Origin of the sequence: Micromonospora sp. NPDC005413, from assembly GCF_040606435.1 — a bacterium.
Classification (GTDB): Bacteria; Actinomycetota; Actinomycetes; order Mycobacteriales; family Micromonosporaceae; genus Micromonospora.
In genome coordinates this window covers 18586-43686 of the sequence record NZ_JBEXEV010000025.1, presented here as the reverse complement: position 1 = coordinate 43686, position 25101 = coordinate 18586, and the positions used below count along the sequence as shown (strand labels likewise).

The 25101-nt window shown below is 68.4% G+C and carries 10 protein-coding genes and 1 riboswitch; of the genes, 4 read left to right on the top strand and 6 right to left on the bottom strand.

Features of this window, described 5'->3' with window-relative positions; genetic code table 11:
• Window positions 1-18: 18 nt before the first annotated feature.
• Window positions 19-139: riboswitch (SAM riboswitch) on the bottom strand.
• An 83-nt stretch (window positions 140-222) separates the two neighbouring features.
• The 6 genes from ABZS37_RS23135 to ABZS37_RS23110 all read right to left on the bottom strand — a co-directional run bounded on the left by ABZS37_RS23135 (window position 223) and on the right by ABZS37_RS23110 (window position 13317).
• Window positions 223-1800, bottom strand: coding sequence for a serine/threonine-protein kinase (locus tag ABZS37_RS23135; RefSeq protein WP_355172044.1), 1578 nt, complete (start codon window positions 1798-1800; stop codon window positions 223-225).
• A 116-nt stretch (window positions 1801-1916) separates the two neighbouring features.
• Window positions 1917-5096, bottom strand: a complete 3180-nt coding sequence (locus ABZS37_RS23130; RefSeq protein WP_355172042.1) for a DEAD/DEAH box helicase family protein — start codon at window positions 5094-5096, stop codon at window positions 1917-1919.
• The gene (locus tag ABZS37_RS23125) at window positions 5093-7249 is read right to left on the bottom strand and encodes an AIPR family protein (protein ID WP_355172040.1); all 2157 of its coding nucleotides are present in this window, start codon (window positions 7247-7249) and stop codon (window positions 5093-5095) included. Before ABZS37_RS23125 ends, ABZS37_RS23130 begins: the two co-directional genes overlap by 4 nt.
• A gap of 520 nt (window positions 7250-7769) precedes the next feature.
• Window positions 7770-9083: a restriction endonuclease subunit S gene (locus tag ABZS37_RS23120; RefSeq protein WP_355172038.1), complete on the bottom strand. Its 1314-nt coding sequence runs from the start codon at window positions 9081-9083 to the stop codon at window positions 7770-7772.
• Window positions 9080-11131 carry a class I SAM-dependent DNA methyltransferase gene (locus ABZS37_RS23115; RefSeq protein WP_355172036.1) on the bottom strand — a complete coding sequence of 684 codons (2052 nt, stop codon included), beginning with the start codon at window positions 11129-11131 and terminating at the stop codon, window positions 9080-9082. Before ABZS37_RS23115 ends, ABZS37_RS23120 begins: the two co-directional genes overlap by 4 nt.
• A gap of 53 nt (window positions 11132-11184) precedes the next feature.
• Window positions 11185-13317 (bottom strand): N-6 DNA methylase, encoded by a 2133-nt coding sequence (locus ABZS37_RS23110; RefSeq protein WP_355172034.1) that lies wholly within the window; start codon window positions 13315-13317, stop codon window positions 11185-11187.
• Between the two features lie 297 nt (window positions 13318-13614).
• Here ABZS37_RS23110 and ABZS37_RS23105 point away from each other — a divergent pair, with 297 nt between their 5' ends.
• The 4 genes from ABZS37_RS23105 to ABZS37_RS23090 all read left to right on the top strand — a co-directional run bounded on the left by ABZS37_RS23105 (window position 13615) and on the right by ABZS37_RS23090 (window position 24971).
• A complete protein-coding gene (locus ABZS37_RS23105) occupies window positions 13615-16077 on the top strand; it encodes an AAA family ATPase (RefSeq protein ID WP_355172032.1) in 2463 nt (820 codons plus the stop codon).
• A complete protein-coding gene (locus ABZS37_RS23100; protein WP_355172030.1) occupies window positions 16074-16478 on the top strand; it encodes a hypothetical protein in 405 nt (134 codons plus the stop codon). The genes ABZS37_RS23105 and ABZS37_RS23100 overlap by 4 nt, the downstream gene beginning before the upstream one ends.
• 394 nt (window positions 16479-16872) lie before the next feature.
• Window positions 16873-20046, top strand: coding sequence for a hypothetical protein (locus ABZS37_RS23095; RefSeq protein ID WP_355172028.1), 3174 nt, complete (start codon window positions 16873-16875; stop codon window positions 20044-20046).
• The gene (locus tag ABZS37_RS23090; protein ID WP_355172026.1) at window positions 20043-24971 is read left to right on the top strand and encodes a DEAD/DEAH box helicase; all 4929 of its coding nucleotides are present in this window, start codon (window positions 20043-20045) and stop codon (window positions 24969-24971) included. The genes ABZS37_RS23095 and ABZS37_RS23090 overlap by 4 nt, the downstream gene beginning before the upstream one ends.
• Window positions 24972-25101 lie beyond the last annotated feature (130 nt).

Genomic DNA, 25101 nt, shown 5'->3' with positions numbered 1-25101 from the left:
GCTCTCCGGTGCCCGAGGCACCCGCTCTTGCCGTACCGCAGCTTGCGGTCGGCCTGGTCTTCCCCCGGGGGCACCGTGCGCGGGTGGCGCGGTTGCCGGGTCAGCAAGCCGGGAGGCTTGACGCTGACCACTCTTGACGCCCAGGAAGCATAGAGATCATCGAGGCCGGGAGCAACCCCGGCCAACACGCGGGGGAGACCTGAGCAGACGGCGGTGGCGGAACTATCCGTCGGCGGCGAGTCGGAGCCGAGCAAGCAGGTCGGCGACTTCCCGGGTCAGCTCATGGTCTGGGCCGTAGACCACGCAGAGGTCGTCGTGCAGCGGTTGCAGCTCGTCCGCGGCCTCGGCGGGCTTGTCTTCGGAGACCAGCAGTATGCCGATGTTGAAACGTAGGTCGAGAGCCGTGGGGGAGACGTCGCCGGAGGCGGCACGTACGTGCGTCAGCACCTGCCGGAACTGGCGCAGGGCTGTAGTGGCCTGGCCGAGTTCCGCCCGGCAATGGGCTGCCTGCCGGAGGCATTCCAAGGCGTCCTCGCTGGTGGGGCCAGCGGTACGGGTGTACGCGGCGGCGAGGGCGTCGAACTCCGGCAGCGCGCGCCGGAAGTCCCCGCCGATGATGAGAATGGCCGCTCGCCGTGATCGCAGAACGAGCACGCGTGGACTTTCAGCACCGAGCGCCTCGCTGGCGGGGCCGATCACGCCCTCGAGCACCTCGGCAGCCTGGGCGAACCGTTCGTCGTCCAGCAGCTCATCGGATTGGGCAACGGCGGCCTTGATCGCGTCTCGAACCTCGGTCCGCAGAATCGCCGCCGGATCGGCGCTCGACGTGCCACTGCGCGGCGCCGGGACGACGGGGTCGGGCGCGGGCCGGCGTCGGGGCGCGTTGGGTCGGCGGTACACCAGCGTTGGGTCGGGCATGGTGCTGCTCGCGCGCTCGGAGGCGGGCGGTGCCGCTCCGGGTAGGGGCAGGAAGGGCAGCAGCCGCTCGTAGACGTCGTAGGCGTCCGTCGGCCGGTCCTCTGGGGCCTTGGCCAGCAGATCGAGGACCAGTTCCTCGATCGCGACGGGCACCTCGGGGCGGAGCGTCCGCAGAGGTGGTGGTGGCTCGGTGACGTGCTGGTGCCACAGTTCGAAGTCGCTGCCGCCGGCGAAGACCCGCTGCCCGGCGAGGAGTTCGTGCAGGACGCAGCCCAGGGCGTATAGGTCGCTCTGTGGCGTGACCTGTGCGTTCTGGATCTGCTCGGGCGGCATGTAGTGGTGAGTGCCGAGGGCGCTGCCGGTTGCGGTGAGGCGGGTGACGTCGGTGCGCAGGATGGCGGCGATGCCGAAGTCGAGGAGCTTGATCGCCCCATCCGCGGTGACCAGCACGTTGTCGGGTTTGAGGTCGCGGTGCACGACGGGGATGGCGTGGGCGTGGGAGAGGACGGTGCAGATCTGCGCGGCGATAGCGGCTGCCCAGGTGACCGGCAGCGGATGCTGTGGGTCGATAAAGGCCCGTAGGGCGGTGCCACGGACGAACTCCATCACCAGGTAGAGCCGGTCGTAGGAGCGGTCTAGGACCGCGTCGTACACCTGGGGCACGCCGTGGTGTTGGATGCGTGCGGTGACGCGGGCCTCGCGGCGGAATCGCTTGGCGAACTCTTCCGCCTGCTGCGGGGTTTGCACGGCCTCGACGCGGATGAGTTTGATGGCGACCTCACGGTCGAGGACACTGTCGTAGCCGCGCCACACGTGCCCCATGCCGCCGGAGCCGATCTCCTCGACCCTCTCGTATCGCCCGGCGATCGGCTCTGTCCGCACGTTGCCTCCACCCCTGCGACTGTCCCAGCCAGATGGTCAGTGTTGCGGTCAAACCGATCATCGTCCAGAAGTTGCCGCCGCGGCGCGTCACGTTGGCGCCGCGGCGGCACGGCCGGTCAGGCCGCGTCGTCGTTGACGACCCCCTCCTGCCGGCGGATCAGCCGCCAGGCGGCGCTGCGGGCGCTGCGGTTGAGCGAGCTGCGGAAGTTCTGCTGCGGGTCGAAGTACTTGCGTCCCAGGTCGGCCGTGGTGTCGAAGTGATCCATCATCTTGTCCTCGAAGACCGGGTCGAAGACGTGGCCGAAGTTTTCCTCGTCGTTGGCGACGGCGGCCAGCCGCACCTTCGGGTCGGCAAGGGCCTCGTTGAAGGGCTTGATGACGTCCTGCTCGGTGAACTCGGTGCCGTACTTCTGGTTGAACCGGTCGATGAGCTCCGACAGCAGCGACTTCTCCGTCTCTTTGGCGCTGCCGGATCCGTCGCCGAAGCCCTTCATGTCAGCCGGCCCCTCGGGGACGAGGCTGACGTCGTGTTCACCGGTTTTCTCCACCCGCAGGTGACTCAGGTCGACCTCGCCGATGTCCACGCCGCCGTCCTCACCGCGGGGCAGCCGATTGAGCAGGTGCCGCCCGTAGAGGTAGAGGCGCTCCAGTTCAGCGTCGATGTAGGTGACGATGCCGGAGAGGAAGCTGTACTTGCGGACGTAGTCGTTCAGGTCGGCCCGGAAGGTCTCGGCTGTCTCCTGGTCGTCCTCGTCGTCGCCGTTGAGCAGGTCGGCGAAGCGGGTCACCGCAGGATCGAGGTGCCGGTACAGCTCGGCGTGGAGCTTCTCCCACTTCGCCGTGTTGCCGGCGGCCTGCCGCTGGGCGGCCAGGTAAGCAGCCGCGAACGCCTGCATCTCCTCGTCGACGAGAACCGGCGCGGACATCACCCTGCTCTGCGCGGTGTAGAGCAGGTTAGGGTCCGAGGGCAGGGTGGCGGCTTCCTCGAAGTACGGGCGGAAGGACTCCTTGATGTCCTCGGCGTCGTTGACGAAGTCCAGCACCGCCAGGTCGGACTGGCTCTTGCGGTCGGCGGTGCGGTTGAGCCGGGACAGGGTCTGCACGGCGGCGATGCCCGTCAGCGTCTTGTTGACGTACATCGTGGTGAGCAATGGCTGGTCGAAGCCGGTCTGGTACTTCTCCGCGACCACCAAGATCCGGTACTCGGGCTGCCCGGCTCCGCCGGCCTGTGCGGACTTGTCGTCGGCGCGCGTGTAGGCGAACGCCTTCGGCAAGGCAGTCTCGGGCAGCCCGCCGTTCTCCTTCGCCTCGGTGATCTCCTCGTTGTCGTAGGTGAGGGTGCCGGAGAACGCCACCAGGACTCCCGGGTCGGGGTAGCCCAGGTCGCCGATGTACTTCTTGATCGACCGGGCCATCTGTACGGCCTGCGGCCTACCCGCGGTGACTACCATCGCCTTCGCCCGTCCGCCAAGCCTTCCGGCGGTGTGGGTCCGGAAGTGCTCGACGATCACCTGCGCGTGCTGAGCGACGGTCGAGTCGTGGGTGAGCGCGTACCTGGCCAGCAGCGGGTTCGCCTTGGCCGGGTCCACCTTCCGCTCCTCGGGGTTGCCGTTGACGAGCTTCCAGTAGGTGTTGTAAGTAACGTAGTTGCGCAGCGGATCGAGAATGAATTTCTCCTCGATGGCCTGCCGCATGGAGTAGGTGTGGAACGGGTGGTACTTCCCGTCCTCGCCGAGCGTGCCGAAACCTTCGAGGGTCTTGTGCTTCGGCGTGGCGGTGAACGCGAAGTAGGAGAGGTTCGCGGCCCGCTGCCGCTTGCGCGCGTTGGCCTTGAGCTGTGCCTCGACGTCAGGTGCGGCCGGCGCGCTGGTCGCGCCCGGGTCGTCGGAGTCGGCGTCCAGGCCCAGGTCACGCAGCACCGCGCGGACCGAGGCGGCAGCATCGCCGGACTGGGACGAATGCGCCTCGTCGATGACGATCGCGAACCGCCGGCCCTGGATCTCGGTCGGATTCTGCTTGAGGTACTCCTCAAGCGCAGGGAACGTGTGCAGCGTGACGGTGACGATCTTCCCCGTCTCGCGCCCGAGGGCCTTCGCGAGCTGCTCGGACTTCGACCCGTGGTTCTCGTCGATTTTCACCACCAGTCCGGCGGTCTGCTCGAAGCTGCCGACCGTCGCGCGGAGTTGGGCGTCGAGGTTCCGACGGTCGGTGATGATGATGACCTTGTCGAAGACAGGCGAGCCAGGCTGCAGGCCGGCTCGCACCGCGTCCGGGTGCAGCTTGGCCACGTCACCGTTCGCGTGCAGGGACGACAGGCGGTGGCTGAGCCAGGCGATGGTGTTCGACTTCCCCGACCCCGCCGAGGCCATGATCAGGTAGTTGTGCCCGGCCCCGTGCCGCGCCGCGTGCGCCGTCAGCTTCTTCACCGCATGCCACTGGTGGTAGCGGGGGAAGATCAAGGACTTTCGGGTACGCCCGTCCGCACCCTTCTCCTTGTGCAGGTGGACGAAGCGCTCCAGCAGGTCGAGCCAGTTGTCCCGCTGCCAGATCTCCTCCCACAGGTAGGAGGTGGCGTACTTCCCGTACTCCGTGGCCGGCGGGTTGCCCTTGCCGCCCGGCCGACCCGGGCCCTCCGAGCCGGTGTCGAAGGGTAGGAAGCGGGTCGGCTTGCCGCGCAGTTGGGTGGTGACGAAGACCCGGTCGGGGTCGACGGCGAAGTTGGCGATCACCCGGCGGGAGAAGATCAGCTCGGTCGGGTCGCGCTCGGTCCGGTACTGCTCCTTGGCGTGCTCGACCCCTGAGCCGGTCAGAGGGTTCTTGAGCTCTGCGGTGGCCACTGGGATGCCGTTGAGGAACAGGGCCAGGTCCAGCCGGTTGCCCCGGTCGGCCTGCTTCGTGGCATACGCCAACTCCCGCACGACGGTGAGCCGGTTACGCCGGTAGTCGGCGAGGATCTCGTCCGATTCCACGAAGGACGGCTTGAAGTACGCGACCCGGATGCGTACGCCGTGGTCCTTCACACCCTTACGGAGCACATCGAGCAGCCCGTCGGTGGCGATCGCCTGGTCGAGGCGCTTGACGAACCCGCGCTGCGCGGCGTCCCGGTCACCGCCGTAGGAGGTGGCCACGTCCTCCCACTCGGCGGCCTGGGTGGCGCCGATGAAGGTGAAGAGTTGCCCAGTGTCCAAGCCGAGATCGGGGCGGTAATCGGCGGCGTTGCCGAGCTCCCATCCGCCGGCGAGGAGAGAAGCGACGATCCCGTCGCCGAAGGTGGCCTCATGATGGATGGCGCTCATGCGTCCTCGCTGAGGTCGTCGTCGTTTCGGCTGTCCTGGGCCAGCCTCCAAAGGGACTTCCCCTCCGCGTCGCACCACCGGGCAGGCCCCTGGGCCGCGACGGGCGCCTTGCTCCACTCCGCCAACTGCCACATCTTCTGCACCAGCCCCGAGGGGGAGTAACGCTTCCCGTCGGCCGCCCAAAGCAGTGGTCGCACCCGTTGGTTGACCCACGTTGCGGTAGACCGAGCCGGATCTGCGGCGAGCCAGGCGGCCATCGCCTCCCGCTCGGGCTGGCCGATAGCCCGGAAGGTCAGTGGCGTGCCCTCGGCAAGCCGGTTGGCGTCGACCAGGGTGGGGACGGCGTTGCGCCTGCGCTGCCTCGGGACGTTCCGCACCGGTCGGTACTCCTGCGGCAAGTCGGGAACCGGGGCGCCGCTTCGCAGATCCCGCAGCACCAGCCCGGCGAGGATGCGACAGGGCTCGGGCTCGGAGAGCGTGCTGGACACGAGCTGCTTCTTGAACTCGGCGTCGACGTGGTGAACGAGCAGGTCGGTGGCACGCTGGACCAATTCTGGCACCTGGGCGAGGACCGCGTCCCAGTCGGTGTCGGGCTCGTCGATGCCGTCGAGGTCCAGGTGTTGGAAGACGATATGTGCAATCAGCCGGTTCCCGCGCTCCACGATCGCCTCGGCCCGCGCCTGCCGGTTCTTCGCCGTGCGGTAGAGCGTGGCGTCGACCTCCCGCAGAACGAGGACGCTGCGCCAGATCTGGTAGGCGGAAGGTTGATCCTGGGCGTTGAACAGCAGGTGGTAGGCGCCCTGGGAGCCTTCCTCCCATAACAGTTCCGCGCCGAGTTTCGCGCGGACCGCGAGATCGGAGTTTCGGTGCGCGCAGGCGAGCGCGACGGCTGCGACCTCCACCGAGCAGCCGCTTTCGGCTGCGGGCTCCTCACCGCGCTTCACCGCGTAGGTCTTCTGGAGCGAGAGAAGGAAGTCCTGTTTGATGCGCCGCTGCACGGCATCGAGCGCGACGAAGTCTCGTCGCTCCACCCGGTTCTGGGTGTTCGTGGCCGTGGTCACCGCGTCGGCGAAGCCCGGCGGGCAGTTCTTGAGCGAGATGACCCGGACGGTCACATAGCCGTCGGTGATCGCCTCGGGATCCTTGCGGAACGCCCGGTGGATCGCGTGGACGGTCTGCGCACCGTTCACCACGCTGGCCCCGTCCAGCTTGAGCGTGACCGGAGCCCGCTTTGCCGCACGCTGGAAGTACACGGGATCCACCGTGTCGCAGAGCACGGTGATGCCGTTGTTGAAGAACCAGAAGTTGTGCGGGTCGGCGGTCAGCGTGTCGATCAGGCCCTGGTTGACCTGCGTGATGCCCAGCGGCTTGCGGATGTTGCGGTCGAAGAGGCGGTCCTCGTGAGTGTCGTACCACTCAGCGATGTCGGCGACCGAGACGATCCCCTGGAATGCCTCGTAGGGCTCGGTGACCCTGATCCAGTCGTGCATCCTGGCGGTCAGCGGGATCGGCGGTTCGGCGAAGTCGCTGTAGACCACCCCCCAGATGTCGCGGGCCAGGTAAGTGCGCTGGTCGAGCATGTTGCCGAACTGGTTGAACTCGTCCTGCGCGTCGGAGAGTCGCTGCACGACATCGTCCGCGAGTGGCTCGGTCCGCATCACGGTCGGCACCAGGGTGATCCTCGACCCTCGGTTGCTGAGGACGGCGGCGACCTGGTCCGCGAGGTTCTGGAACCGGACGTTGAAGCGGTCGAACTTCCGCGCATCGATGAGGCGAAGCCCCTCAATGAACTTGAGCGCGTCGGCAACGGCGAACTTCCCCTTGCCGCTGTCACTCCACTTCGACTGCACCAACCAGAGATGCGACGCGTTCTTGTCGATGGCCACCGCGTCGATGCCGATGTCGTCCCGGCCGTCGATCACCGCCTCGGCGGCGGCTACCGAGTCGCAGCCGGTCAGGTCGCGGACCGTCAGCGCGGCCAGTGCCCTCGACAGGAATGCCTGCTCGCGATCGACGGTTGACTTGTTGGCAAGATCCTCGACGTCGATCAGCCCGTCGAATTCCCGCAGGAGTGCGTCCCGGACCTGTCGGACCTGCGTCTTCGGGGCCGTCTCTTGGGGCAGCGCGTCAGGCGCCGCGGGCTTCTCGATCACTCAATTCCCTCACTGCCGACCGTCACTGTCATTTGCCGCACGTCGCGTCGGGCGGACCGAGCGCGCCGGGATGCGGCAGGGCGGATGGGTCTTGGCCGGGCTGGCATGCGACGCGCGTCTTGTGCGCCGATCACTAAGACGATTGATCTTGGCGCGCGTGCGCCACCCATGGTAGCGGCCATCGTGGATTTCCGGGCCTGCCGAGAAGGTCCTGTCGTGAATTGAGCACATGGCTTGCGCCGGGATCCGCTCACGCTACGCGGCCGTCGTGGCCTGGGGGAGCAGGGTTCCGTGTGCCCCATCGTCGGCGGCGGGGTCCGTAAGGGCGAGGCGGTCGCGGCACGCAATACCTGCGCGACGGCGATGGTGGTGCGGGTATGGGTGGAGTCACCGGCGGCGGCTCGGTCGGCGGCGAGCAAGGCGAGATCGGCCTCGCCGAGCGTGGCAAGCAATGAAATTCTCTCCGTAGCTTCGTCTCGTGGACGGGGCCGCAGCCCCCGTGGGCCGGGTGACAGGTGCGTCAGTCCTCGATTCCTCGACCGCTGGCGGTGGACACATCGACTTGGCCAGAAACGGCGGCAGTGATCAGCGCGATTCGACGTTCACTAAGCAACCGCTCTCTAGCTCGAAGAAGTGTCGATTCATTTCGAACTTCGTCTTCGAGCTTTCTGAGCGCTGTGACAATCTGATTCTGGGCTGGGCGGTCGGGCGCAGGGATTCGAAGTTGTCTGATGAGCTCTTGGCTCAGGTTTGGCTGGCCGGCTCCAAGCGCGAGTCCTACGATTCCCTGCTTGTGAGCACGGAACCAGTATGCGGCGTAGTCCTCGGCGATTGGCCCAGTCGGAATCAGGACGCAGCATGCTTGATTCAAGCACGCATCAATTCGGAGAATTCCAACCTTCCCCTTGGTTGCGCCTTGTCCGTACAGGGCTACTACAAGGGATCCTGCCGGATGAATCTTCAATGCCGGGAAGTCTGTTAGCGCTGCGGCGGTCACTGACTTGTCGCATTCTTCTATCTGGCCATCGTTGATGTCCGCACTGTTCACCCACGGGTAGGGTCCGCCATAGTATTCGGGGCGATCTGAGGTAGGAGTGGTGCCGCTTCCTGACCTGAAGACATGGCTCACCTTAAGGAGTTGCCATTGCTCATTCATCTCCGGCATCCACGCGATGCCGGTTTCTCGACGCGGGCCGTTGCCGGTTGTCGTTGCCAGCCGAATCGACTCGTTCAGGCGTTCGCCGAGGAGGATTACCTGGCTTCTTGTCCTCAACTGCATGCTATCGACGCGATCCGTCTCGGCGTCAAGAAAGTCAGCAATGCGGCGCTGCTCTTCGAGTGGCGGCAAGGGGATTGGTGCTCGCGCGAGCCTTTCGCTGTTCAACTCGATCTGATTGGTGGCTCCGACGACGAGTGCCGAGTAGATATGCCGTTGGAACGGCTCTGACCGCAACCAGTAGTAGCCGAATCGTGGATAGACGATGTCTGGGGAGAAGCGAGCGATTGTTATGTGGCTGTCGGCGATGCATGGGGTGTTGTTCGGTGAACCGCGGAAGTATCCGACTCGCCCGAGCGTGCCTGTGCCGGTCGAGTTGATTATAACGTCTTCTGGCTCGAGGTAACCCTTCAACTTGCTGGGGTCACCGCGGTAACTGTGGAACCTTGTACGCGACCAATCGATCCCGGCGTCTTGATTTGATGCCTGGCTGAGAGCGACAACCGGACCCGCCTCAACGTAATCCGGTGCCGATCCGCGGTTCAGCAACGGAGTTGCCCGCTTGAGTGGTGAGACCGTCCAGTGTGCCGGCAGGGGTACTCCAAAAACTTCAGTCACTCGGTCACCTCACTGAGGAGAGCTTGAATCTCGGCTTCTAGAGCTTTCAATTCGGCGTCGATCTCGGCGAGTGGCCTCTGGGGTTTGTAGACGTAGAAGTGGCGGGTGAAGGGGATCTCGTACCCAATTTTTGTTTTCTCGTGGTCGATCCAGGCGTCGGGGACGTGTAGGAGCACCTCGCGGCGCAGGTACTCCTCGACGTCCTCGTCGAGCGGCACGTTCTCGTAGTCGCGCAGCTCCGGGTCGGGCTCGGGGCTGCCCTTGACGAGCTGGACCTCGCCCTCGGGGTCGCGGACCCCGATAATGTCCCGCATCGCCTTCTGGAAGGGGATGCCGGAGGGCCAGAGCACGCCGGCCTCGGCCATCGCCTTGCGTAGCGCGTCCCATGCTGCGCGCTTCGTTGTCCAGACCTGCCCGATCAGCGGCTTCAGCGCGGTAGCCAGCGCGTCGGCGTCCGACGCCTTCTGGATCGGCTTCGAGGTGGTCAGTGCGGTGAGCGTCTCCTCGGTGACCTCGAAGCGGAGCTTCAGTGGGCGTTCGACGGTGATCCGGCGGTAGCCGAAGTCCTCGTTGGCGAAGACCTTCACCTTGCTGTGCTGCGGGTGCTCGGGGTCTTTGGCAGCGTCGAGCGCCTCCGCGTAGAGCCGGGTGATCTGCTTGATCTGGTCGGGGGTGACGAGCTTGCGCTTGTCGCCGAGTGACTTGCGCATCTTGGCGAACTGGTCGCGGGCGTCGAGGAGGACAACCTTGCCCCGGTGTCCCTTGGCCTTGCGGTTGGTCAGGATCCAGAAGTACGTGGAGATGCCGGTGTTGTAGAAGAGCTGGTCGGGAAGGGCGACGATGCCTTCCAGCAAGTCTTCCTCCAGGATCCACTGCCGGATCCGCGACTCGCCCGACTCGGCCGCTCCGGTGAACAGCGGAGAGCCGTTGAAGACGATGGCGACGCGGCTGCCGCCCTTGCCGTCGGCGGTGACGGGTTTCATTTTTGAAATCATGTGCTGGAGGAAGAGCAGCGAGCCGTCGTTGATCCGGGGCAGGCCGGCGCCGAACCGACCGCTCTCGCCGAGCGTCTCGTACTCGGTCTCGATCTCGTCCTTGACCTTCTTCCACTCCACCCCGAAAGGCGGGTTGGCGAGCAGGTAGTCGAAATGTTCGCCGCGGTGGCCGTCGTCGCTGAACGAGTTGCCGAACTTGATGTTCTCCGGGTCCTGGCCCTTGATCATCATGTCGGACCGGCAGATCGCCCACGACTCCGGGTTGAGCTCTTGGCCGAAGACGGTGACGGTCGCGGACGGATTGTGCTTGGTGATGTGCTCCTCGGCGGCAGAGAGCATGCCGCCGGTGCCGCAGGCCGGGTCCATCACCGTACGGGAGGTGCCCGGGATGCTCAGTGCGTCGTCGTCAGGAGCGATGAGCAGGTTGACCATCAGCTCGATGACTTCGCGCGGAGTGAAATGGTCACCGGCGGGTCCGTTGGACTGCTCGGCGAAGCGCCGGATCAGTTCCTCGAAGACGTACCCCATCTGGTGGTTGGAGACGTTGGGGATGGGCTTGCCGGTCTTCTTGTCGAGGATCACCTCGCCCGTCTTCTTGTCGCGCTGGTAGGGGTGCAGGTCGAGGTCGGCGAAGCGGCCGACCACTCGGTAGAGCAGGCCCGCGCTGTCGAGTCGCCGGACCTGTTGGGAGAACTCGTAGCGCTCCATCACCTCCTGCGCGTTTTCGGAGAAGGCGCCGACGTATGCGATCAGATGCTTCGCGGCTTGGGCGGAGTCGTTGGCGATCGACTTCAACGTGTAGCCGCTCACGTTGTAAAAGCTGTGCCCCGAGGCTCGGCGCAGGAAGCGGGCGCTGTCCACGTTCTGATCTTTGAGCCGGTCGTGCTCCGCTCGGACCCTGTCGCGGGTTGACTCGAGGACGCATTCCAGGCGGCGCAGCACGATGAACGGCAGGATGACTTTGCCGTAGTCGGACGGCTTGTAGTCGCCGCGGAGGAGGTCGGCGACCGACCAGGCGTGGTTTGCCAGTTCGGTGTGCTTGCTGCTGTTCAACGGGGTCCTTCCGAAGAGCCGGTGCTGTGGTGGCTGGGGGAGTCGGGGCTGGTTCAGGATGGCGTCTGTTCGGCGCCGGGTGGTTGCAGCGCGCCGCCGGCGAGCCCTGCCGCAAGGGTGCGGGCTGTCTCGTCCGCGAGGCGGCTGGCGATGTCGGCCGCGGTGCGCAGGGCATGCAGTTGGCGGAATGCCTTGCCGTAGCGCCGCTGCTCGGGGAGGGGCAGCAGCGGCACCCGCAGGCGGCGCGGGTCAAGGCGGATCACGGTGGAGCCGGACGACGCGGCGCTGAGATTCTCCTCGGCAGCCAGGAAGCCGGCCAGGAACCACGGATCGAGGCGGGCGGGATCGGGTCGCAGCAGATGCAGGTGCCGACCGAGATGGAGGCCGGCGTCGCGGGCGTCGGCGACCCGGGCGGTGCCGGTGCCGTTCTGTAGCAGTTCCGGAAGGATGACGTCACCCTCCCGGATCTCGATCTCGGTGCCTGAGGTTTCCTCATCGGCGGGGCCGGAAGCAGCGCGATGTGACATCACGTCTCGGGCGGTCAGTGTGGGCGGCGCGGACGGGTCTGTTGCCACGGGTGTTGAGCTGCGGATCGCTGCTGGCACCCGCAGGAGCTCCAGCGCGTCGCCGCGCAGGAGGTCGGCGATGCTGGCTGTGCGCCAAGACAGGGGAACGGCGCCGACGGGCGGCCAGGCCTCGCCGCCGCTCAAAGTGATCAACCCTGTGGCTGCCCGCCGTAGCTTGGCACGCAGTTCGTGGCCGATCGCGGCGAGCTCGTCGGGCATCGCCGGCACCGGGGTGGCTCGGACGTGGCGGGCGGGCGTGAGGTCGACCGTCTCGTCGAGCAGGTCAATGATGGGGACGGCTTGAGCGACGCCCGGAACGGGATCGAAGTTGTCTGGATGCCGGTCGTAGTCGTTCCACGCTTTGAGTACGTCGTCGCGCAGCGCGGGCCAGTCCACCGATTGGCGCTTGCTTGGTGTCTGGTCAGACCGGGAGACGTCGGGCGTGGCGGTGTCCACCATCAGGATGCTCAGCGGCAACGTGGCCTGCGGGTGCGGGCGTTCGATCACCCACAGGTGCAGGCCGACGTGTAGGGGTTGGGAGACCCCGGGCGGTAGGGCGATGACGGCCCGAAGCACGCCGGTGCGAAGGATCTCGGCTCTGATCCGGCGGCCCGACCCTCGCTCCGCGGTGGCTGGCGGCATGAGGAGAACAGCGCGTCCACCCTCTGCCAGGTGTGCGAAGCAGTGCTGTAGCCAGGCGAGCTCCGACTCGCTCTTCGCCGGCAGGCCGAACTCCCACCGTGCGTCGTACGCCAGTTCCTCGTGACCCCAATCGCGGTCGCCGTAGGGCGGGGCGCAGAACACGGCCTCGGCGGTCAGGGCCGGGAACGCGTCGGCACGGATGCTGTCGCCGGCACGCACGCTCACCTGAGTGGTGGTCTCCGCGGGCTGAAGGGCGAGGCGTACGGCGGCCTGCGCCGCCTGCGCGGGGACGATGTCCTGGCCGTACAGCTCCCGTGCCCCGCGGCCCGCGGCCGCGAGAAGGAGGCCGCCGGCGCCGCAGGCGGGGTCGAAGACGGCCGTCGGGTACGGCTCACCCGGCTCCGCGAGTAGATCGGCCATCAGCGTGGCTACAGGGGCGGGGGTGTCGTACATGCCGCCAGCGCTGGTGGCGTCCAGGTCGCCTTCCGCGAGCACGTCCGCGGCCCGCAATGCTCCCTCGTCCGCGACGCAGCGCAGCAGCGCCCGCAGCAGCGCCACGTCCTCCGTGTCGTACGTCAGGCCGGCAATCCCGGGGATCTCGGCGACGTGTGGCTGGACCGCCCGCAACGCCCGCTCGGGCAGTTGGCTGTCAGGGAGGTCGACGAGTTGCTTCAGGTCGCTGTCGGACATCCGGGCTGCGGCCAGGACCAGCGGTAGCAATCTGGTCGGCGTGCCGGCGCCCGACTGGGTGGACCGGATGGCGGTGCGTAGGTCGTCGGCGGGCGAGGTGGCCGGGAGTTGACCTCGCGCGGCAAGCCAGCCCTGAACCGCTTCCAGGTCGTAGGCCGGGCTGGTGTCCGTGCCGCCGGTCGGGGCCGGGAAGTCTGGGTGACGCCGACGCCAGTTGCTGACGGTGGCGCGCGTGACCCCGGCCAGCCGGGAGATCTCGGCGGCGGTCACCTGGGCATGTCTGGGCATCGGTGTCCTGTCAATTCATGCATCGTCCTGCTGGCGGATCACTCTACACGACCCCTGGGGCGTGTAAACGATTTGACACCGCTTTCAGTGTCGAGTGTGCTAGTGTCGTTTTCAGTGAGCGGGCCGAGGTTTGCCTCGGCTGCCGCCGATGCTTCCTGTCCGGGTGTCGACGCCCGGGCGCACCACCCTCATGTCCGGCCCAGCCCTTCCGGCCGGTCAGATTCCTCATGCCGACGCAGCGAGTTGCCCCGCCTTCCGGCGCGGCCACTCGCCCCCTCCCGTGAGAGGAGGCACCACATGAGCATCGACCCTCAAGCCGACACCGTTGACCAGCTCATCCTCGACCACCTCGACCCTTCCGACCTGACCGAGACCGCCAAGGACCTCGTCATCGCCGCCCTGCTCGGCGGTGAAGAGCTCGCCTCGGTGCTCGGCGGCGCGACACCCCGCCGACCGACACCCCCGTCGCCCGACACCGAAACCTCGGAACCGATCGGGACCTACCTCGCCAGCATCGAGGTGACCGGGTTCCGCGGCATCGGACCTACGGCCACGCTCAACCTCGTACCCGGACCGGGACTGACCATCGTGACCGGTCGCAACGGCTCGGGTAAGTCCAGCTTCGCCGAAGCCGCCGAGTTCGCCCTGACCGGTGAGAACAAGCGGTGGGCTGGCCGTAGCTCGGTCTGGCAGGAGGGCTGGCGCAACCTGCACGCCACCGAAAGCCCTCGCATCCACGTACGACTCGGGGTCGAAGGCCACCGCAACGGCGCTACCGTCGAATGCGACTGGGAGCCCGAAGCAGGGCTCAACGATGGCAAGACGTTCCTGCAGATCGCTGGTAAGCCCCGGCAGTCGGTTGCCGACCTCGGATGGGCGCAGCCGTTGGAGCTGTACCGCCCGTTCCTCTCCTACGCCGAACTCGGTGGGCTGCTCAGCGGCCGTCCCAGCGAGATGCACGACTCGCTGCACCGCATCCTCGGCCTCGGCCGGCTCGTCGAGATCGAGACCATGCTCAAGACCGCGCGTAAGGAGATGGACGACCGGCGCAAGCTGGCCGGCGCTCAGCTGCCGCAGCTGCGGACCGCGCTTGCCGCCCACCCCGACCCGCGCGCCCGCCGTGCCGAGCAGGCGCTCAGCGGCAAGGCCGCGGACCTCGACGAGCTGGCGGCGTTGGCCACCGCCGACGAGCCGACCAGTGACACGACCCTCGTGCCGCTGCGCCAGCTCGACGTACTCGACCTTCCCGAACGAGACGCCCTGGTACGCGAGCTGGAGCGACTCCGTGGGGCGCTGCAACAGATCGACGACCTGGCCGGTACGCCGGTGGAGGAAGCTCGGGCGCTCGCCCGGCTGCTGAGCGACGCCCTGCGCCATTACCACAGCCACCCGGGCCAGCCCTGTCCAGTGTGCGGGGGTCGCACCCTGGACGAGGCGTGGGCCGAGCAGGCACAGGCGCAGCTGCAACGACTCACCGAGCGGGCCGAACGCCTCGACGAAGCCCACGACATCGAGCGGGGTTCGCGCCGCACGCTGCAGAGCTGGCTGACCCAGCTGCCGCCCGTACTCGCCGTCGACCTCACCGCCGAGGGAGTGGACACCGGCGACGCCCGGGCCGGATGGCAACACTGGGACGAGCTGATCGGGTCGGCCGACTCGCACAAGATCGTCGAAGCGGCGCTCGTCACCTTCGACGCGCTCACCACCGTCCTGCAGCCGGTCAAGGCGGCAGCACGGCAGGCGCTCGAACGCCGGCAGGCCGCCTGGCAGCCGCTCGCCGACCAAATCCGCGCCTGGATCGACACCGAGCAGGCCAGCCGTCAGTCCGTCCAGATGTTCACGGCCCTGAAGGCCGCGGTCACCTGGCTACAAACGGTCGGCGGGAGCATCCGCAACGACAAGCTCGCACCGGTGGCCGCGGAAGCGACCGAAATCTGGAACACGCTGCGGCAGGAGAGCAACGTCGACCTCGGCGCGATCCAACTCGCCGGCACCGGCACCAACCGACGGGTGGACCTGAAGGTCAACGTCGACGGCGTACCCGGGGCGGCGCTGGGGGTGATGAGCCAGGGCGAACTGCACTCGCTCGCCCTGGCGCTCTTCCTGCCCCGCGCCACGATGCCCCAGAGCCCGTTCCGGTTCCTCGTCATCGACGACCCGGTGCAATCCATGGACCCGGCCAAGGTCTACGGGCTGGCCAGGGTCCTGGACCAGGTGGCGAAGCACCGGCAGGTCATCGTCTTCACCCACGACGACCGCCTGCCGGCCGCGGTGCGACACCTGCAACTCGACGCCCGGATTCGGATCGTCAGCAGGCTGGCGCAGTCCCAGGTCACCGTTACCGGTGACGCGCACGGCGACCCCGCCCGGCGCTACCTCGACGACGCGACGGCCATCGTCCGCGATGACGACATGGCCGACGAGGTCCGCCGCCCGGTCGTCTGCAACCTGATCCGCGACGCCCTCGAATTCACCTGCCACGAGCGGATCCGTACCCGTGACTTCCGGGCCGGGGTGCCGATCGCGGAGACGGAGGCGGCGATCAGCGAGGCGCATGGTCTGCGACCGACCCTCGCGCTGACGCTCCTGTCGGACCACCGCCGCGTGGGCGAATTGAAAGCCCAACTGGAACGGCTGCACCCCGCAGCCCGGCGGGTGGTCGCCTTCGCCAACCGTGGTGCCCACGGCGGGAGCTCCGGCGAACTCGCCGGGCTCGTGTCCGACGCGCATGCGGTGGTGGGGAGGCTGAGCCAGCCGTGAGCCCACACACGTATCTGAACGCCGCCAGTGCGCTGCTGCTCCACCCGCCATCCAGCATGCGCCGCTGCTGGCAACGCGGATCCGCCTGCCTGACCCGCCTCGCCCTCGAACAGGGGCTGCGGCACTACTGGGACCAGGTCGCCCCCTCCGTCGTCGACCGACCCATGCGCAACCAACTGCTCGTCCTGCCCACCTTCGCCGGCGCCGAGGCAGCCTCGACGGCGCGCACCGCCTGGCACGGCCTGTCCCGTGCGATGCACCACCACACCTACGAACTCGCACCCACGGTCGCGGAGCTCCGCGGCTGGCACCAGGACGTCACCGCACTGCTACCCCAACTCGAACTGGCCGACCCCGCCGATCCGAAGGCGTCACGGCCTGGCGCGCCTGCCATCCAGTGACCCGACTGCCGGGGCCGGCCACCTGCTCGCCAGGTGACCGGCCCGCCAGACGGGCAAAGTCAACGCCGCCACTTCTCACTCCCCTGAGTGGGGCGGCGCCTTATCTGACCTGTCCACCGCTGCCGCCGACCGGTTCCACCTCAGTGACCGATCGGACACGGCGGACGCCGAGGCGATGGTTTGGTCTTGAAGACGCCTTGGCTTGCTTGCATAGTCGCCCTACCGCGCTGACCACCCCAATTCACAAGAGGGAGACCGTGTCACACGCATCCGAGATACTTCGGCTCCGGGAAGACGAGTGGGCGCCAGCCCTGCGCGCGGTGTCGCTGGTCGCCGAGATTGACGCACTGGAGGACCACGCCAAAGAGGTCATCCGCGCCCTGGGACGAGTCTTTTGGCTCAGTCCCCCCTCGACCGGCAGCGGCTGCTCACCCGTCACTACCCCGCGTGCCTGGTCGTCGGCCTGGCCGGGATCGGTGCCGTCGGGTACGAGCACGGCGACTACTGGAGCGCCGTCCACAACGAGGCGCCGGGCCAGATCGACCAAACGTTCTGGGGGAGGGCCTTCCGCGTCAACCTCGACTACTTCCGGCTGGCCCGGTTCCCTGGTCTACCGCAGGTCTACGTCGGTGAGATCCTCATGCATGCCGGGGTCCCCGCATACTGCCTCGGCGACCTGTTGAATCTCCTCCTGCACCGCCAGGCCCGCGAGCCCGGACTCACTGGTGAGAGCTTCCTCGCCTGGGCGCTCGCGCCCGGCCGTGAGTCGCGCCTGAACGGGACCGACAAGCCGGTGCAGCGGTTCATCCAGCGCGGCGAGGACTACGCGGCGGACCTTGTCGACCGCTGCCTCGATCTGTTGGAACGGCTGCGGCAGCCGGGGTTCACCGCCGACGGACTCGGACTCTCCCCACACCTGATCGAAAGAGCTCAGGCGCTCGCAGAGGCGGAGCAGCTCGACTGGACGGGCAGCTCAGATCGCATGGAATCGGCTGCGGTGGCGGCGCAGCAGCGCCCTCACCTGGAGCTGGAGCCGTTCGGCCGAGGCCTGATGGTGTGGCTGCCGCCGGTCCACGACGCACCGGACGGTCGCGTCATGTGGCAGTTGCGCTTCGACGGCGAGGTCCAGTCGGTAGTCAGCCAATCGCGCTGGCCTGGCACCAGCGAGACGACACCGGCAACGGCGGTAGCCATCGCGCGCCCTGCCCGCCAGGTGACGGTGGAGTTGGCCGGCTACGACCAGGAGTACGAGCTGGATGCTGTCGACCCGCGGGATCCCCTGTTGGTCTTCACCGAGGACGGCCGACGGGTGCCGGCAACCACCGGCCTTCCGCCCGAGCCGGTCTGGCTGCTGTACCCGCACGAGAGCGACGGCGGTGGGCCGCTCGAGCTGCAGGTGGACGGCGACCTGGTCGACACGTACGACGTGCCGGCCCCGTACGGCTGGCTCGGCTGGACGCTGCGCCGCGCCGACCTTCGCCAGGTGTCGCAGCTGCGGCTTGGTGCCGGAACGCCCCGCCGGGTCAAGGGTGCCCGCCGCGCCCAACTGCAGCTCGCCCAGCCATTGCCCGGAGTGAGCAGCCTCGCCGGCGCACCGGTGATCGCGACGGCCCCACGGCTGACCCTGCCGACCGAGCCCGGCGTGAGCACCGACTGGTCGATCCGGATCCGCCGACCCGGCTCCGGTCAGCTCCTGCACACCGAGAGCCTTCCCGTCGGCCGCGACACGACGGTCGACCCGTGGCGGCACCTGGCCCGCCCCTTGGTCGGCTCCTACGAGATCACCGTTCGAGGTCCGCTCGGCCGCGGCCTGGCCCGCACGCTGGAGTTCGCCGAAGGGCTGTCCGTCATCTCCCACCCCGCCTGGCGAGAGATCACGGCGGACGGGCTGGAACCGGCCACCGTAGGAGCCCACGCCACCATGTCCGACCTGTCGGTCACGCCCCCAATGACCCACCTGGGCCCCGCCGACACCGCTGTCGAACTGCAGCTCGACAGCCCGGGCGGCGCGACCACAGTACGGGTCACGCCCGCCCACATGGCGCTCCAACGGCTCGGCGGCGGCAGCCGCGGCGAATGGTCCCTGCAACCACTGCGCCTGGACACCGAGACGATCGGCGAGGGTGAACTGCTGGTGCGGCTGCCGCGGGCGGCGGACGCACGGCTGATCGTCCGGTCCGGGGGCCGCGAGCTGCAAACCGTTCCGTCCGGAGAGACCTACGGGCAGCCGATGGCCCGGTTTGGGCTCGCGGCCATCGCCGACACGGTCGGCGCCCACGGGCTCGCCCAGCTCGACGTCCGCTTTGACGGGCAGGACTTCCCGGCAGCGCGCTGCGTACCTCGACGCCTCGCCAGCGCGGTGCACCTCGAGGACGACCGACTGGTGCTGGTCGACGGCGTCCGGGCCGAAGGGCTGACGGCCGCGCTGTACCAGGTGTACGCGCCGTGGGAGCCGCCATACTTCGCACGCCTCAGCGCGGACCTGGTCAGCGACCCACTGCCCACGCGTGTCACCACGGCGGGGCCCCTCGTGGCGCTGTTGCGCATCGAGGATCCGTGGTTGCGGTCGGACTGGCCGGAGTGGCCCGGCCGCGACAACGCCTTCGACCTCGCCGAGCTGAAGTGGCAGCCGACCGGCCAGGACCCGGCGGGTGAGGCGGTCTCGGCGTACCTGGCCGGAGCAGGTGCGCTGCCCGACCGACCGGACATCGCGCCGCTGCTGTTCGATATTTATCCGCGCGCGGACGACCTCCGTGCCCGAGGCGTCACGGCCAATATCCGGGGCGCCGCGGCTCTCCTGCGCCCGCATCCCGCCGCCGGGCTGGCCGCGCTCACCAAGCACCGCGCGTCGGCCGACCAGGTGGTCGCGCCCCTGGTGCACTCCGGGCTGATCGCCCTGCCTCCCGACAGGTACGTCAGTGAGTCCGACGAGGCGCGGCTCTGGACGGCGAGCCCGCTGGCCGCAATGCTCGCCTCGGCCCACCGGCTGCCTGACATCGCCTCTCACGCCGATCTTGGCGAACAGATCGCCGCGGTGTGCGGGGAGGTGGCAGCGCACCTGCTCGCCGGCGGCCCCGATCCGCACGAGACGGTCGGCAGGTTCGACAAGTCGGCCGAGGTGTTCGCGTTGCTGCCAGCCGAGGAACGCGACCGGATGTGGCGGGCGATGCGCGTCGTTCCCGGCGGTCTGCTCGACGCCGACGAACGGATGGTTGCGGCCCGCCACCTCTTCGAGGTACGGGTGCGGCCCGGCCTGGGACGGCTCTCCAGCAGCGCGGAGGGTCTGCTGCGCGCTTTGCAAAAGCCCTTGGACGAGTGCGGTGGGCCGCGGGTGGTAGCGGCGATGCAGGCCCGCAACCCGACTCGAGGGTGGCTCGCTCTTCCCGCGCTGTCGCTGGCGTTCGCCTTCGTGGCGCGGCTGGCCGCCCGAGGGCACGCGGCCCCGGCCGGGCTGCTGCCACGCATCCTTCCCCTACACGCGACGCTCGCCCGCAGCGCACCCCGTCTCGTCGCCATCGACCTTCTCCTCGCGGAGTTCCTCCTGACCGGAGCCGGAGCAGCCGAATGATCCTCGACCCCCTCGCCACCAGCGACGCGATCGTCTCCACCTACCGGCGCTATCTGCGTTCCCTCGTGGAGCCGAAGGATCCCCGGCTCGCGAGCGCGCTCGAAACTGCGATCGGCGACGCGATCAACCAGGAGATCACCAAGGGGCCACTGCTCGAGGCGACCCCGCCCTACGTCACCAGCGCCACGCCCCGGCAGCTCATCGACGCGAACGTGCTCGATCCCGGCATCGCCAGCCTCGGTGCCGGGCTGGCCATGGACCGTCCGCTCTACCAACACCAAGAGCGGGCGATCCGGAAGGCAACCGCAGGGCGCAACATCGTCGTCGCCACCGGCACCGGATCCGGCAAGACCGAGAGCTTCCTCATCCCCATCCTGAGCCGGCTGATGGCCGAACGTGCGGCGGGCACCCTCGGGCCTGGCGTGCGGGCGCTGCTGCTGTACCCGATGAACGCGCTGGCCAACGATCAGATGAAGCGGCTGCGGGGCTTGCTGGCCGAGGCACCGGACATCACCTTTGGCCGGTACACGGGTGAGACCCGCCGCAGTCGCCGCGAGGCCGTGGAGGTCTTCGAGCAGCAGAACCCTGGCGAGCGGTCGCTGCCCAACGAACTGCTCAGCCGGGAGGAGATGCAGCAGCGACCGCCGCACCTCCTGCTGACCAACTACGCCATGCTCGAATATTTGCTGTTGCGGCCCTTGGACATGGACCTCTTCGAGGGTGAGTACGCCGGGCACTGGCAGTTCATTGTCGTCGACGAGGCGCACGTCTACGACGGGGCTCGCGGGGCCGAGCTGGCGATGCTGCTGCGCAGACTCGCCGACCGGGTGGATTCGGGCCGGCCGGTGCAGTGCATCGCGACGAGCGCGACCGTCGGTAGCGACATGTCAGCCGTGGTCGACTTCGCTGCCTCCCTCTTCCCCGTCCCCTTCGAGTACGACCCCGCCGATGAGGCGAGGCAGGACGTCATCACCGCCGACCGGGTCCAGCTGCCGCCCGGGCCCGAGTGGGGACCTCTGCCCGCCACGGCGTACGAGAAGCTGCTCAACGCGCCGGACCCCGCCGGCGCCGTCGTGGCCCTCGCCCGCGAGCACGGGTACGCCGGGGACGACCCCGCCGAGGCGCTGACGTACGAGCAGCGCGTCCGCCGGCTCAAGGCGCTGCTCGCCCACGGGCCGATACCGCTGCACGAGGTCGCCCAGGCCCTGTTCCCCGGTAGCGGCGCGTCCGAGACCGCGTCGATGGTCGCTCTCGCCAATAGCATCCACGATGAGGCCGGCACCCCGGTGCTCTCCGCCCGCTACCATCTCTTCGCCCGCGCGACGGAAGGGGCTTTCGCCTGCCTCGGAGCCAATGGGCCGCACGTCAGTTTGACCCGGCACGAGCGCTGCGGGCGGTGCGGCGACGCCGCCTTCGAGTTCGGCACCTGCCGCCGCTGCGGCACCGTCTACCTGATGGGCACGCTGGAGCGGGTCGGCACCTTCACCGTGTTCCGGTCCCGCCGCTCCCGCGACGAGCAGCAGGTGTGGATGGCGCTGGTCGACGACGTGGCGACCGACGAGGACGAGGAGATGTTCAGCGGTGCTGCGCAGGCGGCCGGCGAGCTGGGCGCGCTGTGCACCCGGTGCGGGGTGTTCCAGATCGGTAAGGCGGCCAACTGCCCGCGCTGCCCGGACGGCGCCATGCGGGCCGTACGTTTCCTACGGCAGCGCAGCGACGAGCTCACCGCATGCCTCTCCTGCGGAGGGCGCGGAGCCGGCCTGATACGGCTCTTCGCCAGCGGCAACGAAGCCTCCGCCTCGGTCCTGGCGACCGCCCTCTATCAGAAGCTGCCCGTGGCGTCCGATCCCATCCAGCGAGGGCTGCGAGGCGGCGGGCGCAAGCTGCTGCTGTTCAGCGACAGCCGGCAGTCTGCGGCGTACTTCGCGCCGTACCTCGAAGACTCCTACGAGCGGGTGCAGCGCCGGCGGCTGCTCCACGAGGGTGCCGTCGCCGCAGCGGCCGCCGACGACGAGGTCCGCCTCACCGATGTCGTCTACCACACCTCCCGAGTAGCCGACCGGTACGGCATCTTCGAACGGCGGCAGAGCCGACAGGCCCGGGAGAGGCAGGTCGCCCTCTGGGCACAGATCGAGGCCGTCGGCGTTGACGAACGCAACTCCCTGGAGGGCAGGGGACTCATCGCCTGGGACATGTCCCGCGACCCCGCCTGGCTACCACCCCAGCCGCTGCTCGCCCTCGGCCTCAGCGACGAAGAGGTCTGGGCGTTGCTCTCCGAGTTGATTCGGTCGATTCGGCTCCAGGGCGCCGTCGCTGCCCTCGACGGCGTGGACCCCCGCGACGAGGCGTTCCAGCCGCGGCTCGGCCCGATCTACGTACGCGGCACCGGCTCCGACGCGCGCCGGAAGGTCCTCAGCTGGCTGCCGACCAAGGGGACCAACCGGCGGGCCGACTTCGTGACCCGCGTGCTTGCTCGGCTCGACCGGCAGGCGGACCCGATCCAATTGCTGGAGGGCGTGTGGCGCCTGCTGACCAGGGGGCCACAGGCCGAGTGGCTGATTGCCGGCACCGAGGCCGGCATCGGCCAGGTCCACCAGCTCGACTCCGCCTTGATCACCTGCACGCCGACGGCCGGCGGCCTGACCATGTGGCAGTGCAGCAGGTGCCGAAAGCTCACCCCGTTCAACGTGCGCGCCACCTGCCCCACCATGGCCTGCACCGGCGACCTCGAACCATGGACGCCCCCTGCTGCGGACAGCGACCCGGACCATTACCGCAACGTCTACCGGGACATGAACCCAGTGCCGCTGCGCGTCCTCGAACACACCGCCCAGTGGACCAGCGAGCGAGCCGCCGAAATTCAGCAGCAGTTCGTCCGCGGCCAAGTTAACGCCCTCTCCTGCTCCACCACGTTCGAACTCGGCGTCGACGTAGGCGAGCTACAAGCCGTCATGCTGCGCAACATGCCGCCGACCACCGCGAACTACGTCCAGCGGGCCGGTCGGGCCGGCCGCCGAACCGATTCAGCCGCGCTCGTGCTCACCTATGCTCAGCGCCGCTCGCATGACCTATCCCGTTTCGCGGAGCCCGACCGGATGATCGCCGGGGAGGTCCGGGCACCGTACGTGCCCCTGACCAACGTGCGAATCGATCGACGGCACGCCCACTCCGTCGCGCTCGCCGCGTTCTTCCGGCAGCAATTTCGGTTCCACGGCACCATCTGGCGTACGGCAGGGGAGTTCTTCCTGCCAGGAGACGACGGGATCGCCCCGGTCACGTTGGTCCGCGACTTCCTCGCCCCGGTGCCTGCGCAGGTCACCGACTCGCTGCGGCATGTGCTGCCGGCCGAAGTGCTCGACATCATCGGCGTCGACTCCGAAGAGTGGGTCGAGCACCTGGTCGACCTGCTGGAGTCGGTCCGGGCCGAGCTGCAGCAGAATGTCGACACGTACGAGCAGAAGCGGCAGGAGGCCTTCGCTGCCCGGCAGGACGACAAGGCCGCGCGGTACGGCCGCGTGATGAACACGATCACTCGCCGCGAACTGCTCGGGTTGCTCGCCAACCGAAACGTCCTGCCAAAGTACGGATTTCCCGTCGACACCGTCGAGCTGCGACTGGCCTTCGCGGACGCCCCCATCGCCAAGCAACTGGAACTTTCCCGAGACCTCTCGTCGGCCATCTACGAGTACGCACCCGGTGCGGAGGTCGTCGCCGGAGGACTGGTCTGGCAGTCGGCTGGCCTGTACCGGCTGCCCGGACGAGACCTTGAGCGACGCTACTACGCGGTGTGCGACGGATGCGGCCACTACCGCGACTCGATCGACCGCCTCGACCAAGAGTGCCCGGCCTGCGGCTCCGCCCTCGTCGGCGTACCCCGTCAGTACGCCATTCCCGTCTTCGGATTCGTCGCGGCACGCGGTATCGGCCGGCGACCCACCAGTGCGCCGCGACGGGCCTGGCACGGCGCAACCCATGTCGTGTCTCCCGGCGCCGAGCTCTACGCGGACAAGTTGGACCTCGCCGGAGGCGCGATCACCATCCGGGCCGGTGCCCGGGGCGAGCTGGTAGCAATCAGCGACGGCGCGATGGGACGCGGCTTCCTCGTCTGCGCGACCTGTGGCTTCGCCAACCGGGCCATCGACGGTCGGGTTGACCACCAGAGTCCACTCAGCGGCCGCGAGTGCCGTGGCCGCATGGAGAACCTGTCGCTGGCCCACAAATATCAGACGGACGTCCTGGACCTGAACTTCGACGGTGTGGTCGTGATCGGAGTAGAGGACAACGCCTGGCGATCGGTCGCCTACGCGCTGGTCGAGGGCGCGGTACGCGCGCTCGAGATCTCCCGCGACGATATCGATGCGACGGTCTACCGAACCGAAGCTGGCCGCAGCGTGATCATGCTCTACGACACGGTGCCCGGAGGAGCTGGCCACGTCCGGCGCATCGCTGAGCGACTGCGGGACGTACTCGACCAGGCGCTGCAGCGGGTCCGCGACTGTGAATGCGGCCCGGAGACCAGCTGCTACCGCTGCCTGCGGGTGTTCCGCAACGAGCGCTACCACGAGCAGCTACGTCGCGGCGTGGCGGCGGACGTACTCAGCCGCCTCCTCGGCAAGCACGACCAGCCGCCCGTCGGGGCGCTGCGGGTCTCGCTCTCGGACGTCGGGCCTGCGCTTACCGCGACTCGCCGATTCCTGGTGACGGAGGCGCCCGGCGAGGTCTTCGAGCCCGTCACCTCCGGGCAACTCGACCTCTACGAAGGCCGTGTCGTCCTCGCCCGCCGTGACGGCGACGCCGCGGTGGGGCGGCTCTGGCTTCGACGCGATGCCGACGGTGTGGTCGGGGCGGGCCTGCAGCCGATAGCCGGAGCGCCGCTGGATGACGGTGCAGACGATCTCATGCTGATCGGCGTTGCTGTGTGGTGATGTGGGACTGGCGGCAGTTTCGGCCCCTCCCTGATCGTCGCCGTGGCCCGTTGAAGCGTGATGACTTCGGTCATCGGCATCCGTCAACCACTCTTAAGGCGCGCTTCACATTGTTGTCACCTCGTCGACC

What these genes read in the sequence shown, in the direction of transcription:
- ABZS37_RS23130 (WP_355172042.1), bottom strand. Translation starts at nt 5,096, where the DNA reads ATGAGCGCCATCCATCATGAGGCCACCTTCGGCGACGGGATCGTCGCT.
- ABZS37_RS23110 (WP_355172034.1), bottom strand. Translation starts at nt 13,317, where the DNA reads ATGCCCAGACATGCCCAGGTGACCGCCGCCGAGATCTCCCGGCTGGCC.
- ABZS37_RS23105 (WP_355172032.1), top strand. Translation starts at nt 13,615, where the DNA reads ATGAGCATCGACCCTCAAGCCGACACCGTTGACCAGCTCATCCTCGAC.
- ABZS37_RS23090 (WP_355172026.1), top strand. Translation starts at nt 20,043, where the DNA reads ATGATCCTCGACCCCCTCGCCACCAGCGACGCGATCGTCTCCACCTAC.